Origin of the sequence: Flavobacterium sp. (assembly GCF_027484205.1) — a bacterium.
GTDB lineage: Bacteria > Bacteroidota > Bacteroidia > Flavobacteriales > Flavobacteriaceae > Flavobacterium.
The window spans coordinates 33,017-49,055 of record NZ_JAIXUB010000025.1 but is presented as its reverse complement, the minus strand read 5'-3'; the positions used below and the strand labels follow the sequence as shown (position 1 = coordinate 49,055).

Sequence of the window (16,039 nt, the reverse complement as noted above, 5' to 3'; positions counted from 1 at the left end):
TTTTTTTACCCTGAGCTTTGCCGAAGGGCTCCAATCTATGTTCTAAACCAATCCTAAAGAACTAGAATACCTTATGATTAAAAAAAGACTTTGCGCCTTAGCGTCTTCGTGGCAAAAAAAATTATAACGTTTTCGTAACATATCAAAATTTTCACTAAATTTGCATAACAAACTAACAAGTGTTAGTTAAAAATTATTCAGTGGTTATGTCAAAATTTCATAGCATAAAAATTGCCGATATTTACAAGGAAACCAAAGATTGTTCTGTACTTTCTTTTGAAATTCCACAAGAATTAAAGCAAGAATTTCAATACAAACCAGGACAACATCTCACACTAAAGGCAACTATTGAAGGAGAAGATGTCCGTCGTTCTTATTCGTTATGTTCGTCTCCAATCGAAAATAAATGGAAAGTAGCCGTTAAAAAAATCAATGGCGGATTGTTTTCAACCTACGTAAACGAAACACTAAAAAGTGGTGATATTCTAGAAATAATGCCGCCAAGCGGAAAGTTCAATGTTGAAATCGATACACAAAAAACCAAAAATTACATAGCATTTGCAGCAGGAAGCGGCATCACGCCAATTCTGTCAATCATAAAAACACATTTAAAATCAGAGCCAAACAGCACATTTAAATTATTTTATTTAAATCGTTCCGTAAAATCCATTATCTTTAAAGAAGAAATTGAACAGCTTAAAAATTTGTATTTCAATCGTTTCGAAATTTTTCATTTCCTAACCAAAGAACATCGAGCATCCGAATTGTTTAACGGAAGATTTACGAAAGAAAAAATTCAGGTGTTGACCGAAAAAATAATCGACATTCCAGCAACCGACGATTGTTTCATTTGCGGACCAGAAGATATGATTTTCCTCTTACGCGACGAATTAACAGCTGCTGGATTGGATAGCGATAAAATACATTACGAGTTGTTTACTTCCGGAATTTCCGAAGAAGACAAAAAACGTATTCAAAGAATTGTAGAAAATAAAGTAAATGGAACCGACATCACCATCATCGACGGCGGAAAAGAATTCCATTTCGTGATAGACGAAGCCTACGACAACATTCTCGATGGCGCATTAGCTGCCGGAGCCGATTTACCATTTGCCTGCAAAGGCGGTGTATGTAGTACATGCAAATGCAAAGTTTTAGAAGGCGAAGTCGAAATGAAAGTCAATTACGCTCTCGATGCACACGAAGTTGCAAAAGGATTGGTTTTGAGTTGTCAAGCTGTTCCAACAACCGACAAAGTTGTAGTTGATTTTGGCGTGTAATGTCAGGCTGAGCTTGTCGAAGTCAGGAGCGAATGGCTAGTGAGTTTTTGCAATCCATGTTCCTGCTTTCCGCAGTATCTTTTTTTGCAAAAAAAGGATGCTTGCTCCAATCAGGGCTAGAAAGTAAACGAATTGAATAAAAATAAAATATAAAAACAACAAAATCTTAATGAACCTTAAATATCTTAATGGTTCAAAAGAAAAAAATATAATTTGCAAATTTGCGGTAAAAAAGGTCTTTGCGACTCTGCGACTTTGCGAGAAATAAAAGAGCTAAATGAACCTTAAATATCTTAATGGTTCAAAAGAAAAAATAATAATCGTTCAAAGTTACTGCAAAGTAAAATATTACGGCGACTGAACACTGAACACTAATTCAAAAAAGTATGTCAGAAAAAGAAGTAAAAAATTTAGAAGCAATTTTCGATGCACGAATTGCAAGAGACGAAAAAATCGAGCCCAAAGATTGGATGCCCGAAAAATACCGTCAAACCCATATTCGTCAAATTTCACAACACGCACATTCCGAAATCGTAGGAATGCTACCGGAAGGAAATTGGATAACACGAGCGCCATCGTTAAAACGAAAAGTAGCGCTTTTGGCTAAAATTCAAGACGAAGCTGGACACGGATTATACCTATATTCTGCTTGTGAAACCTTAGGCGTATCTCGCGAGGAATTATATGAACAATTGCATTCAGGAAAAGCAAAATATTCTAGTATTTTCAATTATCCAACGCTAACTTGGGCTGATATGGGCGCAATTGGTTGGCTAGTTGATGGTGCGGCCATTATTAATCAAGTGCCTTTATGTTCCACTTCTTTCGGACCATATGCAAGAGCAATGGTTCGTGTTTGTAAAGAAGAAAGTTTTCACCAACGTCAAGGTTTTCAAATTATGATGACCTTAGCAGAAGGAACTCCAGAACAAAAAGAAATGGCACAAGATGCATTGAACCGTTGGTGGTGGCCAGCGTTAATGATGCTCGGACCATTAGATGCCGAATCGGTTCACACGGAGCAATCCATGAAATGGAAACTAAAACGTAAAAGTAACGACGATTTGCGTCAACAGTTTGTAGACCAAACCGTTCCTCAAGCAAAAATGATTGGTCTAACTATTCCAGATCCAGATTTAAAATGGAACGAAGAAAAACAATCTTACGATTTTGGTGAAATGAATTGGGACGAATTTTGGCAAGTAGTAAAAGGCCACGGACCATGTAATAAAGAACGAATCTCAGCAAGAGTAAACGCTTGGGAAAAAGGAAAATGGGTACGTGATGCCGCAATGGCTTATGCCGAAAAACAGGCAAACAAAGATGTAAAACAAGCAATATAAATTATAGTTTTCAGTCGAAGTTTTAACACTGAACACTGAACACTGAACACTGAACACTATGAAAAACTGGCCACTTTGGGAAGTATTTATAAGAAGTAAAAACGGATTAGAACACCGCCACTGCGGAAGTTTACACGCAAGCGATGCAACAATGGCATTAGAAAATGCACGTGATGTTTACACTCGACGAATGGAAGGCGTTAGTATTTGGGTTGTTCCATCAGCACAAATCACAGCATCAAATCCAGACGATAGCGCTGAACTTTTCGAACCAGCAAAGGACAAAGCCTACCGTCATCCAACATTCTATGAATTGCCTGATGAATTAAAACACATGTAACAACCTGAAAGGTTTCCAAATCTTTGTAGGTTTTTAATATAATTTGCGAATTTGCGGTAAAATTGTCTTTGCGACTCTGCGTCTTTGCGAGAAATAACAAATTATGAACAACAATTTAATTCAATACATCTACGGAATTGCAGATAATTCTCTAATTCTAGGACAACGTCTCGGTGAACTTTGCGGTCACGGACCAAGTCTAGAAACCGATATTGCAATGACCAATATTTCTCTAGATTTATTCGGTCAAGTACGAAGTTATTTTCAATATGCAGCCAAATTAATCGGAGGTGATACAACAGAAGATACCATCGCCTTTTTAAGAAAAGAAAGGGAATATAAAAACGTATTGTTGGTTGAACAACCCAATCAAGATTTTGCTTATTCCATAGCTAGACAATTTCTTTTTGATGTCTATCATTTGTTGGTTTTAGAAGAATTACAAAATAGTAAAGACGAAACATTATCTGCTATTGCTAAAAAAAGCATCAAAGAAGTTTCCTATCACACAAGATTTTCTTCTGATTGGATAAGAAGATTAGGCGACGGAACAGAGGAAAGTCATAACAAAATCCAAACTGCAATTAACGATTTATGGATTTTCACCGACGAATTATTTCATCAAACTGATGCAGATAAAGCAATGGTAACCGAAGGAATTGGAGTGGATGTAACCATTTTAAAAGCAAATTACTTTAAAAAAGTAAACGAAATTTTAGAAGAGGCAACATTGCAAATTCCAACAATAGAATACTTCCAAAAAGGAGGAAAACAAGGAATTCACAGCGAACACATGGGATATCTTTTAGCACAAATGCAATACATGCAATTAGCTTATCCAAACATGAATTGGTAGAAGATAAAAAGCTTTGCGCCTTAACGTCTTTGCGAGAAAAAAATAAAACAAGAAATTTCAATAAAATAAAACCTTAATGAACCTTAATAACATAATGGTTTAAAAAAAGAAATTTTAGTTAAAATGATAGAAGTAACAGAACATATCGATCAAAAACTCTTCGAAATACTAGAAACAGTATCCGATCCAGAAATTCCAGTATTATCAATAATGGAAATGGGAGTAGTGCGTTCTGCTAAAATAATAAATGGAATTGTTAAAGTTCAAATCACACCAACATACAGCGGTTGCCCAGCAATGGACGTGATTGGTGATGATATAATATTAGCATTCAAACAAAAAGGTTACGAAGCCAAAGTAGAACTAATCCTATCGCCAGCATGGACAACCGATTGGATTACTCAAAAAGGCAGAGCAGCATTAGAAAAATACGGAATTGCTTCACCACTGTCAGAATCAGCTGATAAGGAAGCACTTCTTGGAAATAAAAAAGTTGTTAAATGTCCCCAATGTGGTTCATTGAACACAAAATTAGTAAGTCAATTTGGTTCCACAGCATGCAAGGCATTTTTCCAATGCGAAGATTGCTTAGAACCATTCGACTATTTTAAATGTTTAAAGTAACCTGCAAGGTTTCCAAAACCTTGTAGGTTTTAATTTAATAATAAAGTTAGCGAATTTGCAGCAAAATAGTCTTTGCGACTCTGCGACTTTGCGAGAATCAAACCCTTAATGAAACTTAACTTCCTTAATGGTTTAAAAATAAAATAGGTATGAGCAATAATTCAATAGAACTAAAAATTGAAAACAATGTCGCGTGGATTTCACTCAACAGACCAGAAGTTTTCAATAGTTTCAATCGTGAAATGGCGTTTCTGTTACAAGAAACTTTAGATAATTGTGCAAACGATTCAAATGTTCGTGCGATAGTCATTACCGGAAACGGAAAAGCATTCTGTGCTGGACAAGACCTTAAAGAAGTAACCGACCCAGAATTAAATCCGGGTTTCAGAAAAATATTGGAAGAACATTACAATCCAATTATTCAAAAAATTCGCAACATCGAAAAACCAATTATTGGAGCTGTAAATGGAGTTGCTGCTGGCGCTGGTGCTAATATTGCTTTAGCTTGTGATATTGTTGTAGCTTCTGAACACGCTAGTTTTATACAAGCATTTAGTAAAATCGGATTAATCCCAGACAGTGCAGGAACTTTCTTCTTACCACGTTTAATTGGATTCCAAAAAGCATCTGCCTTAATGATGTTAGGTGATAAAGTATCAGTTGAAGAAGCCTTAAATATGGGAATGATTTATAAAATTTATCCTAGTTCATTCTTTGAAGAGGAAGTAATGACATTGGCAAAAACCTTAGCTCAAATGCCAACAAAAGCAATCGGTTTAACTAAAAGATTATTAAATCAATCCATGATCAATAATCTCGAACAACAATTGGCATTAGAATCAGATTTACAAATCGAAGCAAGTTCATCCAACGATTACAAAGAAGGAGTTACAGCATTCGTAGAAAAAAGAAAACCCGTATTCAAAGGAAATTAAAGTTCCGTAGGAACAACATAGAGGTAGCATGAAAATCGCAATAATAGGTTCAGGAACAATGGGAAGTGGCATCGCACAGGTAGCCGCAACAGCAGGTTGTGAAGTAAAAATTTACGACACCAATCTTGATGCGCTTGCCAAAAGCAAATCCAATCTCGAAAATACGCTATCAAAATTAGTTGAAAAAGAAAAAATAGACGAGCACGAAAAATCCCGAATCGAAAATAATATTTCCTACGCACACACATTAGGAGAATTATCACATTCCGATTTAGTTATCGAGGCCATAATTGAAAATATGGAAATCAAGCGAAAATTGTTCTCTGAACTAGAAAATTATGTCTCGCCCGAAACCATTTTAGCATCCAATACATCTTCATTATCAATAGCTTCAATTGCTGCTTCTTGCCAAAAACCAGAACGCGTCATTGGAATTCACTTTTTTAATCCAGCACCATTAATGCAACTGGTTGAGGTAATTCCAGCGGTTCAAACCAGCGAAGAAGTACTCCAAAAATCTGTGCAAATTATCTCCGATTGGAAGAAAGTAGTTGCTGTTGCTAAAGATACACCAGGATTTATAGTAAACCGTGTCGCAAGACCATTTTACAGTGAAAGTTTACGAATTTATGACGAAGGTGTCGCCGATTTTGCAACAATAGATTGGGCTTTAAAAACCATCGGCGGATTCAGAATGGGACCATTCGAATTAATGGATATGATAGGTCACGATGTAAATTATGTTGTAACAGAAACCGTATTCACAGCCTTCTATTTCGACCCAAAATTCAAGCCTTCATTCACACAAAAACGTTTGTTGGAAGCTGGGTTTTTAGGAAGAAAATCAGGACGAGGATTTTACAATTACAATCAAGAATTACCAGCACCAACAGAAGATACTGTTTTAGCAAAATCAATTTTTGAAAGAGTAATCGTAATGCTAATCAACGAAGCAGCTGACACGTTATTTTTAAACATCGCGTCTGCCAAAGATATTGACAACGCCATGACCAAAGGAGTAAATTACCCAAAAGGATTACTAGCATGGGCAGACGAACTCGGAATAAATAGGTGCGTAGAAAAACTAGATGAACTATACAACGAATACCACGAAGACCGTTACCGTTGTAGTCCAATTTTAAGAAGAATGTCTAAAGAAAATAAAAATTTTTATTAACCAAAAACTTTGCGACTCTGCGTCTTTGTGAGAGAAAACTTAATGAATCTTAATACCTTAATGGTTTAAAAAATGGAAGGAACAAAAATACCATACAAAATGTTAAGTCAAGATGCTTACAGCCAATGGCTCGGTATCGAAATTCTCGAATGTGAAATCGGTCGTTGCAAAGTAGCAATGACGGTTCGCAAAGAGATGCTCAACAGTATGTTCAAAGCCCACGGAGGAATCACCTATTCGTTAGCTGACACCGCTTTCGGATTCGCAGCCAATACACACGGTAAATTTTCAGTTTCCATCGAAACGTCAATAAATCACATAGAAGCCGTAAACGAAGGCGATTATCTAACAGCCGAATCAGTAATAGAAAAAGTAAATAACAAACTAGGATTCAATATTATAGAAGTAAAACGAGGTGACGAATTGGTAGCGCTTTTCAAAGGTGTCGTTTACCGCACCCAAAAAGATTGGGAGGAGTAGGAGCGAAAGGCTCGGGCATTTTCAATAATGGCAATTCCTGCTACCTTTCCAAAGCTCGCTAAAGAAGCGAGGCTTTTCCCTTGCATCAGGGCTAAAAAGTAAATGTATTGAATAGAAAATAAAATAAATAATAAGTATAAAAAAGCTTTGCGCCTTAGCGTCTTAGCGAGAAAATAAAACTTAGCAAATCTTGCGTAATCTTTTGCGCTCTTTGCGGTTAAACAAAATAAAAAACAAAAATAAGTTCAAAGTTGAGCAACTGAAAACTGCCAACTGCCAACTGCCAACTGAAATATGGAAGCATACATCATAGACGGAGTAAGAACTCCAATCGGAAGTTACCAAGGAACACTAGCATCGGTTCGTCCAGATGATTTAGGAGCTTTGGTTATCAAATCCGTAGTAGAAAAAAATCCAAACATCCCAACCGATGCCTACGACGACGTAATCATGGGTTGTGCCAATCAAGCCGGTGAAGACAATCGCAATGTAGCGAGAATGTCACTTTTATTAGCAGGATTACCATACACCGTTCCAGGCGAAACTGTAAATCGTTTGTGTAGTTCAGGATTATCAGCTATAATCCACGCCAACAGAGCCATTAAAGCAGGCGACGGACACATCTTTATAGCAGGCGGAATAGAAAACATGACCCGTGGACCATTAGTAGTTTCCAAACCATCATCAGCTTATGGAACCGATTCTAAAATGTACGACACCAGTTTCGGATGGCGTTTTATCAATCCAAAACTACATGCCATGTACGGCACAGACGCCATGGGTGAAACAGCCGAAAATCTAGTAGAAAAATATAATATTACTCGTGAAGATCAAGATGCGTTTGCTTTAAATAGCCAACAAAAAGCAACTGCTGCACAAACTTCGGGAAGATTAGCCAAAGAAATTGTAATGGTTGAAATTCCACAACGAAAAGGAGATCCAATTCAGTTTTCAAAAGACGAATTCATAAAACCAAGTACGTCAATGGAAGGTTTATCAAAATTACGTCCAGCCTTCAAAAAAGACGGAAGTGTAACAGCAGGAAACGCATCAGGATTAAATGACGGAGCTTGTGCAACAATTATAGCATCAGAAGAAGCAGTAAAAAAATACAATCTAAAACCATTGGCTCGAATTGTAAGTTCATCAGTAGTAGGAGTAGAACCAAGAATCATGGGAATTGGTCCAGTAGAAGCTACTAAAAAAGCATTAGAAAAAGCAGGCTTAACATTAGACCAAATCGATATTATAGAATTAAACGAAGCCTTCGCAGCTCAAAGTATCGCTTGCATTCGTGAATTAGGATTAAAAGATAACGATCCAAGAATAAATCCAAACGGTGGTGCCATCGCAATTGGTCATCCACTAGGAGTAACCGGAGCACGAATTGCCTATTCAGCAGCACTAGAGTTACAACTAACAGGAAAAAGATACGCATTAATAACAATGTGCATTGGCGTTGGTCAAGGGTACGCCGCAATTATAGAACGTGTAGCTGAATAGCCGTTGACTTTAGTCAATGGAAAAAAATGGAAAAGATTTTTATTTTAATATAAAAGCTCTGTAGGAGCGACATATTGGTAACATGAACAAAACACAACATTACGTACTCGGAAAATGGACTTCAGCAATTGGAGAAGGAAAACCTTCTTTTAATGCAGTCACTGGAGAATTCATTGCAGAAACTTCGGTTGAAGGACTGGACATTCCAGCCATTTTACACTACGGAAGAACCAAAGGCGGTGAAAAACTCCGCAAAATGACCTTCCAAGAACGAGGCAATATGATTAAAAGTTTGGCAATGTATTTAACCAAACGCAAAGAAGCTTTTTACGAAATTAGTTACAGAACTGGTGCTACTCGCGTCGATTCGTGGATTGACATAGAAGGCGGATTTGGAAATTTATATGCCAATGCTTCCTTACGAAAATTATTCCCAAACCAGTCGTATCACGTAGAAGGCGATCCAATCGATTTGTCCAAAGGTGGCCGATTTATGGCGCATCATATTTTGGTTCCGAAAAATGGAGTTGCCATTCATATCAATGCGTTCAACTTCCCAATTTGGGGAATGTTAGAAAAATGTGCGTGTAATTGGATGGCAGGAATGCCAGCTGTTGTATTGCCAGCACCAGTTACCGCTTATTTGACAGAAGCTGTAGTAAGAGAAATCATTGCATCCAATTTATTGCCAGAAGGCGCATTACAATTGATTTCAGGAACTGCTAAAAACATTTTTGATACGGTTGAAAGCCAAGATGTAATTACGTTTACGGGTTCTGCAACAACAGGAAGACTGCTAAAATCACATCCAAGATTAATACAAGAATCGGTTCCGTTTACGATGGAAGCTGACAGTTTGAATGCTTCTATTTTAGGAGAAGATGCCGTTCCAGGAACTCCAGAGTTTGATTTATTCATAAACCAAGCTCGAAGCGAAATCACTGTAAAAGCCGGACAAAAATGTACTGCAATTCGCCGTATGATTGTCCCAGAAAAATTGATGGACGATGTTCAAGCTGCTCTTTCAACATCGTTAGACAAAGTTGCTATTGGTGACCCAAGATTAAAAGAAGTCCGAATGGGTGCTTTAGTAAGTAAAGATCAAGTCGATGTACTAAAAGGACGTGTTCAAGAATTATCAAAATCAGCCAAAATAGTTTATGGCGATTTAGAAAAAACTAACATCATCGGAGCCGACGAAAAAGGTGCTTTCGTGAGTCCTATTTTACTTCGCGAAGACAATCCATTCCAAAATGTAGCCGTTCACGAAACCGAAGCTTTTGGACCAGTTTCAACTATTATGCCTTATAAAAATCTTGGCGAAGCTATTGAATTAGCCCAAATGGGTAAAGGTTCGTTAGTGTCATCAATTGTAACCAATTCAGATGAAATCGCTAAAGAATATGTAGTAAACGCAGCATCACACCACGGTAGAATTTTAGTTTTAAATCGTGAAAACGCCAAACAAAGTACGGGTCACGGTTCGCCATTGCCATTATTGGTTCATGGTGGTCCAGGTCGTGCTGGTGGCGGAGAAGAAATGGGTGGCGTTCGCGGAATCAAACATTATATGCAACGTTGCGCCATTCAAGGTTCGCCAACAACTTTAACGGAAATCACAGGAATTTATCAAGCGAATTCGGCTTACAAAGAAATCACGCAACATCCTTTCCAATACCATTGGGAAGATATTCAACCCGGAATGTCATTGCGAACACATAACAGAACTGTTACCGATACTGACATCATCAATTTTGCCAACATCACTTGGGATCATTTCTATGCACACACCGATATCACTTCGCTTGACGGAAGTATTTTCAAAAAACGAACCGCTCACGGCTACTTTATTTTAGCAGCAGCAGCAGGTTTGTTCGTGTATCCAAATAAAGGTCCAGTTGCTGCAAATTACGGATTGGAAGAATGTCGTTTCTTACGTCCCATTTACCACAACGACACGGTTTATGTGCGATTAACGTGCAAACAAAAAGTCGATAGAGACGTAGCTTCTGCCGAACATCCAAGCGGAATCGTAAAATGGTTCGTTGAAGTTTTTGATACGAATGATGAGTTAGTTGCTGTAGCAACAATTCTAACAATGGTTCAGAAAAAACAAGAGGTTTTCGTAGAAATGACTGATGAAAAAGTAGCCGAATGCATCAATAAATTAACCGAAAATGCAAAACCAAATTGGGGAATTCTAACGCCACAGCATTTGTTAGAACATTTGGAGCAAGGTTACAGAATTATGTCAGGTGAAATTCAAGATTTCGAAATTGCAACTCCCGAAAAGATTTTGGACAAGGTTCATAATTCGTTATATAATTACGATAAATTCCCAATGGGAACCAAGTTTCCAACGATGAAAAAAGACGAATTGGAATATTTAATTCATCCTGATTTTGAAACTGCCAAGGCCAAATTTTATGAAGCTAGAGAACAATATAAAACCTTTTTCAAAGAAAATCCAGAAGCCATTTTAAAGAATATGGTTTTCGGAGAAATGAATAAATACGCTTCTTATCTATTAGAAAGAAAGCACTTAAATCATCATTTTGAACAGTTTAATATTTTGTAAAATAATGATTAGAAGCTAATCCCGCTATCCGCTATATCTTTTTCTTTTTAAAGAAAAAAGAAAAAGGATGCCGCTACTATCGGGGCTAGGAATAAGTAGTAACAAAGAAAAAATATATTAAAAATAACTAAAGCTTTGCGCCTTAGCGTCTTTGCGAGAAACAAACATAGCGAACCTTGCGAAAACCTCGCGACTTTGCGGTTAAATAAAAATATGGAAGCATACGTAAAACAAAATATACAAAACAACATCGCCACCATCGAGTTTTTTCATCCCGAGCAAAACTCTTTACCTGGTAATATTCTAGCACAATTAGCCAACACAATAACAGAAGTTGGAAATAATAACGAAGTAAAAGTAATCATCCTAAAAAGTGGTGGCGACCGAACCTTTTGTGCTGGAGCGAGTTTTCAAGAATTAATTTCTATTAACGATGCATCAACCGGAAAAGTATTTTTCTCTGGATTTGCAAACGTAATCAACGCCATGAGAAAATGTCCAAAATTCATCATCGGAAGAATTCAAGGAAAAACCGTTGGTGGCGGAGTAGGAATTGCAGCATCAACCGATTATTGTATGGCAACAAAATTTGCAGCCATAAAATTATCCGAACTAAACGTCGGAATTGGACCATTTGTAGTTTCGCCAGCCATCGAAAGAAAAATCGGAGTTTCAGCAATGTCACAAATCGCAATCGACGCCAATACATTTTATGAAGCAACGTGGGCAAAAGAAAAAGGATTGTTTGCACAAGTATTTGAAAATATCGAAGAAATGGACGAAGCCATTCAGAAATTCGCCGAACATTTGTGTACCTACAATCCAGAAGCCATGCTCGAAATGAAAAAAGTCTTTTGGCGAGGCACCGAAGATTGGGATAATTTACTAGCCGAAAGAGCAGCAATAAGCGGACGATTAGTATTGTCAGATTTTACAAAAGAAACACTAAAAAAGTTTAAATAAGGAGGTAGGCCTTAGGTGATAGGTATTAGGTTAAATCCCCATCCTACCACCTAAAGCCACCTACCTAAAACCTAAATAAATGATTTACGAATTCAAAGGGTTCATCCCAGTAATACACGAAAGTAGTTTCATCCATCCGCAAGCAGCGGTTACGGGTAATGTGATTATTGGAAAAAATGTTTACGTTGGTCCAGGAGCTGCTATTCGTGGAGATTGGGGCGAAATCATTATTGAAGACGGCTGTAATGTTCAAGAAAATTGCACGATTCATATGTTTCCTGGGAAATCAATGGTATTGAAAGCTGGAGCGCACATAGGTCACGGCGCAATTATTCACGGCGCAAATATTGGTAAAAATTGTTTAGTCGGAATGAACGCTGTAATTATGGATGATGTAACTGTTGGTGACGAATGTATTATCGGTGCATTAAGTTTCATAAAAGCCGGAATACAAATCCCGAATCGTAAAATGGTCGTTGGAAATCCAGCCACAATTATAAAAGATGTTTCTGATGAAATGATTGATTGGAAAACAAAAGGAACTGCTTTGTACCAACAATTGCCAAAGGAATGTTACGAAACATTTAAAGCAGTTGAGCCATTAAGAGAAATTCCAGATAATCGTCCAACACAAGAAGCGTTTTATGCTACGTTAAATGAATTTAAAAAGAAATAAAAAAATAAAAACTTTGAGACTTTGCGTCTTCGTGGCAAAAAAATATTAAAATGATAACAGAATTCAAAATGCCCAAAATGGGTGAGAGTATTTCCGAAGCAACAATAATCAGTTGGTTGAAAAACGTAGGTGATTTTGTGGAAGCTGAAGAAACCATTCTAGAAGTCGCTACCGATAAAGTCGATAGTGATGTTCCTGCGCCTGTTTCTGGAATAATCACTGAAATTCGTTTTCAGAAAGATGACGTCGTTGAAGTTGGAACCGTTTTGGCTTTGATAGATTCCGAAGGAGTTCAAGAAGCAAGAAGTCAGAAGCAAGAAGTTGTTGAAAAAAGTATTGTAAAACCGAGTACAGTCGAAGTACAACAACCAAAAATCAACAACCGACAACTTACAACCGACAACTTTTTAAGTCCTTTAATCATTTCTATCGCTCAAAAAGAAAACCTTTCAATTGAAGAATTACAAACCATTCCGGGTTCTGGAGCAGAAGGAAGATTACAAAAAAGCGATGTTTTCAATTATTTAAAAAATCGGAAATATCCTTTGAAAAGTAACCCGAAACTCGAAACTCACAACTCGCAACCTTCTTCTTATCCAAAACCAAAAATCAATTTCGTAGAAGGAAAAGACCGAATTGTAGAAATGGACAGAATGCGCAAGATGATTGCCGATCATATGGTGTATTCTAAGCAAACTTCACCTCACGTAACTTCTTATATTGAAGTAGATGTTACAAATTTAGTGAATTGGAGAAACGAAAATAAAGACAAATTTCAACAAAAACACAACGAGAAATTAACGTTTACACCAGTTTTTGTTCAAGCTGTAGCAAAAGCCGTAGCTGATTTCCCAATGATTAATGTTTCAGTAGATGAGAAAAATATTATCGTTCACAACGACATCAATATCGGAATGGCAACCGCATTACCATCAGGAAATTTAATCGTTCCTGTAGTGAAAAATGCCAACGAAAAAGATTTGGTCGCTTTAGCAAAAGATGTAAATACTTTGGCGGAAGCTTCTAGAAATAACAAATTAAAACCCGAACAAATTCAAGGAAGTACGTTTACGATTTCTAACGTAGGAACTTTTGGAAGTTTGATGGGAACACCAATTATCAACCAACCTGAAGTTGCCATTTTAGCAATCGGAATTATTAAAAAACGTCCTGAAGTCATTACAACAGAAAAAGGTGACGAAATCGCAATCAGAAGTATGATGTATCTTTCTTTATCCTTCGACCATAGAGTAGTGGACGGATTTTTAGGTGGTTCATTCTTACGAAAAGTAGGCGATTATTTAGAACAATTTGACGCAAACACAACTATATAACATTATGGAAACAGTAATGACACAAACAATTAAAATAACTAAAGTTTCACAATCAAGAGTTTCAGAAGTGAATCTTGAAAACATCACAATGGGAACCAATTTCACCGATCATATGTTTATTTGTGATTATGAAAATGGCGAATGGCAAAATCCAAGAATTGAACCTTTGGCATTAATTCCAACGCATCCTGCAGCAATGGCTTTACATTACGGTCAAGCAATTTTTGAAGGAATGAAAGCAACTTTAGGGAAAGATGGAACGCCATTATTATTTCGCCCTGATGAAAATGCAAAGCGAATGAATTTTAGCGCAGACAGAATGGGAATGCCATTATTTCCAGAAGATTTATTTGTAGAGGCTTTGAAACAATTCACCGCTTTAGAGAAAAATTGGATTCCAAAATCAACTGGAAGCGCTTTGTACTTACGTCCGTTTATGTATGCTGATGAAGCGTTTATTGGAATGCGTGCAGCAACTAGTTTTAAATTCATCGTTATGGCATCGCCAGCTGGACCATTTTTTAGCAGAAAAATCAAGTTGTATGCCGAGAAAAAGTACGTTCGTGCCGTAAATGGTGGAACTGGAGAAGCCAAAGCGGCCGGAAATTATGCAGCAGCCATTCGTCCAACAGAATATGCTAAAGCGAAAGGTTTTGATCAAGTTTTATGGTTAGATGCTCAAGATTTTAAATACATTCAAGAAGTGGGAACAATGAATATTTTCTTCAAAATTGATGGAAAATTCATTACTCCAAGTCTGACGGGTTCAATTTTATCTGGAATTACCCGAATGAGTGTAATCGATTTATTAAGAAGTAAAGGTTTTGAAGTAACCGAAAGACCAGTTAGTATTTCAGAAATTATAGATGCGGCAAAAATCGGAACTTTAGAAGAAGCATTCGGAACAGGAACAGCAGTAGGAATTGCCATGATAGAAGAAATTGGAAACAATGATTTATCAATTCAATTTCCAGATAAAAATCCCGTTTCGGTAATGGTAAATGATACATTGAATGCAATTAAAGTTCAAGATATTAAAGACGAATTCGGTTGGATTGTAGAAGCAAAGTAATTCAATGAAAAGAATATTTTTAATAGTATTTGTTATGTCATTTTATCATGTCTTTTCTCAAGAAAGAATTGTGAAAAGATATGATAATGGTAATATTCAATATGAGGGATTTGTTGTTAATAATACTTTTGATAGTCTTTATAAAGAATATTATGCAAATGGTATTTTAAAAGGAGAAGGATACTATAAGAATTGCGATTATAAATTTAATAATAGATCTGTTTTTAGACTTGGTTGTGGTGTGGGAAGCAAAAAAGATAGTATCAGTTTTGGAAAAAGAAATGGTGAATGGAAAAACTATTACGAAGATGGTAAGTTAAAAAGCACAACTAATTATTTTTGTGGAATTGAACAAGGAAATTTTTATTACTATTTTGAGAATGGTACAATTTCAACTATAGATTTTTATGATGCAGGAGATTTGAATATATCTCAGGAATACACTGAAAATAAAACTCTTCAACAAATTATTTATTACGACAAAAAAATCATCAAAGGAAAACGATATAAAACTATAAGAACAGTTGAATTTCACGAAGATGGGAACTATAAAAGTGAAACAGTTGTTGAAGAAAAAGAAGATGGTCATGAGTATGAAAGTTATAAAGAATATTATCCAAATGGTTTTTTAAAAACAGTACAAATTTTAATTGATGGAAATAAACATGGAATTTGCTATGAATATTATGAAAATGGAAATGTAAAACAAGTTGGATGTTTTGAATATGACAAACCAGTTTTTATACAGTTGTTTTATAACGATGATGGAACTCCAAATAAACTAGAAAGATGGAAAAAAGGAAAATTAATTTCAATTGAAAATAAATTTGACTCCAGAAAAGCTTTCAAGTACAATGTAAAAAAGTATAAAGACTAAA

15 protein-coding genes are annotated in these 16,039 nt (G+C 36.4%); all 15 read left to right on the top strand.

Annotation, left to right across the window (positions count from 1 at the left end):
- Positions 1–206 precede the first annotated feature (206 nt).
- The 15 genes from paaE to Q0049_RS12655 all read left to right on the top strand — a co-directional run bounded on the left by paaE (position 207) and on the right by Q0049_RS12655 (position 16,038).
- Positions 207–1,280, top strand: coding sequence for a 1,2-phenylacetyl-CoA epoxidase subunit PaaE (gene paaE / locus Q0049_RS12725; RefSeq protein ID WP_298120381.1), 1,074 nt, complete (start codon positions 207–209; stop codon positions 1,278–1,280).
- A gap of 386 nt (positions 1,281–1,666) precedes the next feature.
- Positions 1,667–2,623, top strand: a complete 957-nt coding sequence (gene paaA, locus Q0049_RS12720; protein WP_298120379.1) for a 1,2-phenylacetyl-CoA epoxidase subunit PaaA — start codon at positions 1,667–1,669, stop codon at positions 2,621–2,623.
- A gap of 58 nt (positions 2,624–2,681) precedes the next feature.
- Complete coding sequence (gene paaB, locus Q0049_RS12715) at positions 2,682–2,963, top strand: 1,2-phenylacetyl-CoA epoxidase subunit PaaB (protein WP_298120377.1); 282 nt, start codon at positions 2,682–2,684, stop codon at positions 2,961–2,963.
- Between the two features lie 103 nt (positions 2,964–3,066).
- Complete coding sequence (gene paaC, locus Q0049_RS12710) at positions 3,067–3,819, top strand: 1,2-phenylacetyl-CoA epoxidase subunit PaaC (RefSeq protein ID WP_298120375.1); 753 nt, start codon at positions 3,067–3,069, stop codon at positions 3,817–3,819.
- Between the two features lie 123 nt (positions 3,820–3,942).
- Positions 3,943–4,443 (top strand): 1,2-phenylacetyl-CoA epoxidase subunit PaaD, encoded by a 501-nt coding sequence (paaD, locus tag Q0049_RS12705; RefSeq protein ID WP_298120373.1) that lies wholly within the window; start codon positions 3,943–3,945, stop codon positions 4,441–4,443.
- A gap of 149 nt (positions 4,444–4,592) precedes the next feature.
- The gene (locus Q0049_RS12700; RefSeq protein ID WP_298120371.1) at positions 4,593–5,378 is read left to right on the top strand and encodes an enoyl-CoA hydratase-related protein; all 786 of its coding nucleotides are present in this window, start codon (positions 4,593–4,595) and stop codon (positions 5,376–5,378) included.
- Between the two features lie 28 nt (positions 5,379–5,406).
- Complete coding sequence (locus Q0049_RS12695; protein WP_298120369.1) at positions 5,407–6,555, top strand: 3-hydroxyacyl-CoA dehydrogenase NAD-binding domain-containing protein; 1,149 nt, start codon at positions 5,407–5,409, stop codon at positions 6,553–6,555.
- 72 nt (positions 6,556–6,627) lie between these two features.
- Entirely contained in the window at positions 6,628–7,035 is a 408-nt protein-coding gene (locus tag Q0049_RS12690) for a hotdog fold thioesterase (RefSeq protein WP_298120367.1), read from the top strand.
- 294 nt (positions 7,036–7,329) lie between these two features.
- Positions 7,330–8,538, top strand: coding sequence for a 3-oxoadipyl-CoA thiolase (gene pcaF, locus Q0049_RS12685; protein WP_298120365.1), 1,209 nt, complete (start codon positions 7,330–7,332; stop codon positions 8,536–8,538).
- An 82-nt stretch (positions 8,539–8,620) separates the two neighbouring features.
- Entirely contained in the window at positions 8,621–11,116 is a 2,496-nt protein-coding gene (gene paaZ / locus Q0049_RS12680; protein ID WP_298120364.1) for a phenylacetic acid degradation bifunctional protein PaaZ, read from the top strand.
- Between the two features lie 213 nt (positions 11,117–11,329).
- Complete coding sequence (locus Q0049_RS12675) at positions 11,330–12,079, top strand: enoyl-CoA hydratase/isomerase family protein (protein ID WP_298120363.1); 750 nt, start codon at positions 11,330–11,332, stop codon at positions 12,077–12,079.
- 79 nt (positions 12,080–12,158) lie between these two features.
- Complete coding sequence (locus Q0049_RS12670; protein ID WP_298120362.1) at positions 12,159–12,755, top strand: transferase hexapeptide repeat family protein; 597 nt, start codon at positions 12,159–12,161, stop codon at positions 12,753–12,755.
- A gap of 50 nt (positions 12,756–12,805) precedes the next feature.
- Positions 12,806–14,089 (top strand): dihydrolipoamide acetyltransferase family protein, encoded by a 1,284-nt coding sequence (locus Q0049_RS12665; protein WP_298120361.1) that lies wholly within the window; start codon positions 12,806–12,808, stop codon positions 14,087–14,089.
- A gap of 4 nt (positions 14,090–14,093) precedes the next feature.
- Complete coding sequence (locus Q0049_RS12660) at positions 14,094–15,161, top strand: branched-chain amino acid aminotransferase (protein WP_366941676.1); 1,068 nt, start codon at positions 14,094–14,096, stop codon at positions 15,159–15,161.
- Between the two features lie 4 nt (positions 15,162–15,165).
- Positions 15,166–16,038: a hypothetical protein gene (locus Q0049_RS12655; protein WP_298120360.1), complete on the top strand. Its 873-nt coding sequence runs from the start codon at positions 15,166–15,168 to the stop codon at positions 16,036–16,038.
- Position 16,039: the final 1 nt, after the last annotated feature.

Bases quoted from the DNA above. Each gene is read 5' to 3' on its own strand.
- paaE (WP_298120381.1), top strand. From the start codon at position 207: ATGTCAAAATTTCATAGCATAAAAATTGCCGATATTTACAAGGAAACC.
- paaA (WP_298120379.1), top strand. From the start codon at position 1,667: ATGTCAGAAAAAGAAGTAAAAAATTTAGAAGCAATTTTCGATGCACGA.
- paaB (WP_298120377.1), top strand. From the start codon at position 2,682: ATGAAAAACTGGCCACTTTGGGAAGTATTTATAAGAAGTAAAAACGGA.
- paaC (WP_298120375.1), top strand. From the start codon at position 3,067: ATGAACAACAATTTAATTCAATACATCTACGGAATTGCAGATAATTCT.
- paaD (WP_298120373.1), top strand. From the start codon at position 3,943: ATGATAGAAGTAACAGAACATATCGATCAAAAACTCTTCGAAATACTA.
- Q0049_RS12700 (WP_298120371.1), top strand. From the start codon at position 4,593: ATGAGCAATAATTCAATAGAACTAAAAATTGAAAACAATGTCGCGTGG.
- Q0049_RS12695 (WP_298120369.1), top strand. From the start codon at position 5,407: ATGAAAATCGCAATAATAGGTTCAGGAACAATGGGAAGTGGCATCGCA.
- Q0049_RS12690 (WP_298120367.1), top strand. From the start codon at position 6,628: ATGGAAGGAACAAAAATACCATACAAAATGTTAAGTCAAGATGCTTAC.
- pcaF (WP_298120365.1), top strand. From the start codon at position 7,330: ATGGAAGCATACATCATAGACGGAGTAAGAACTCCAATCGGAAGTTAC.
- paaZ (WP_298120364.1), top strand. From the start codon at position 8,621: ATGAACAAAACACAACATTACGTACTCGGAAAATGGACTTCAGCAATT.
- Q0049_RS12675 (WP_298120363.1), top strand. From the start codon at position 11,330: ATGGAAGCATACGTAAAACAAAATATACAAAACAACATCGCCACCATC.
- Q0049_RS12670 (WP_298120362.1), top strand. From the start codon at position 12,159: ATGATTTACGAATTCAAAGGGTTCATCCCAGTAATACACGAAAGTAGT.
- Q0049_RS12665 (WP_298120361.1), top strand. From the start codon at position 12,806: ATGATAACAGAATTCAAAATGCCCAAAATGGGTGAGAGTATTTCCGAA.
- Q0049_RS12660 (WP_366941676.1), top strand. From the start codon at position 14,094: ATGGAAACAGTAATGACACAAACAATTAAAATAACTAAAGTTTCACAA.
- Q0049_RS12655 (WP_298120360.1), top strand. From the start codon at position 15,166: ATGAAAAGAATATTTTTAATAGTATTTGTTATGTCATTTTATCATGTC.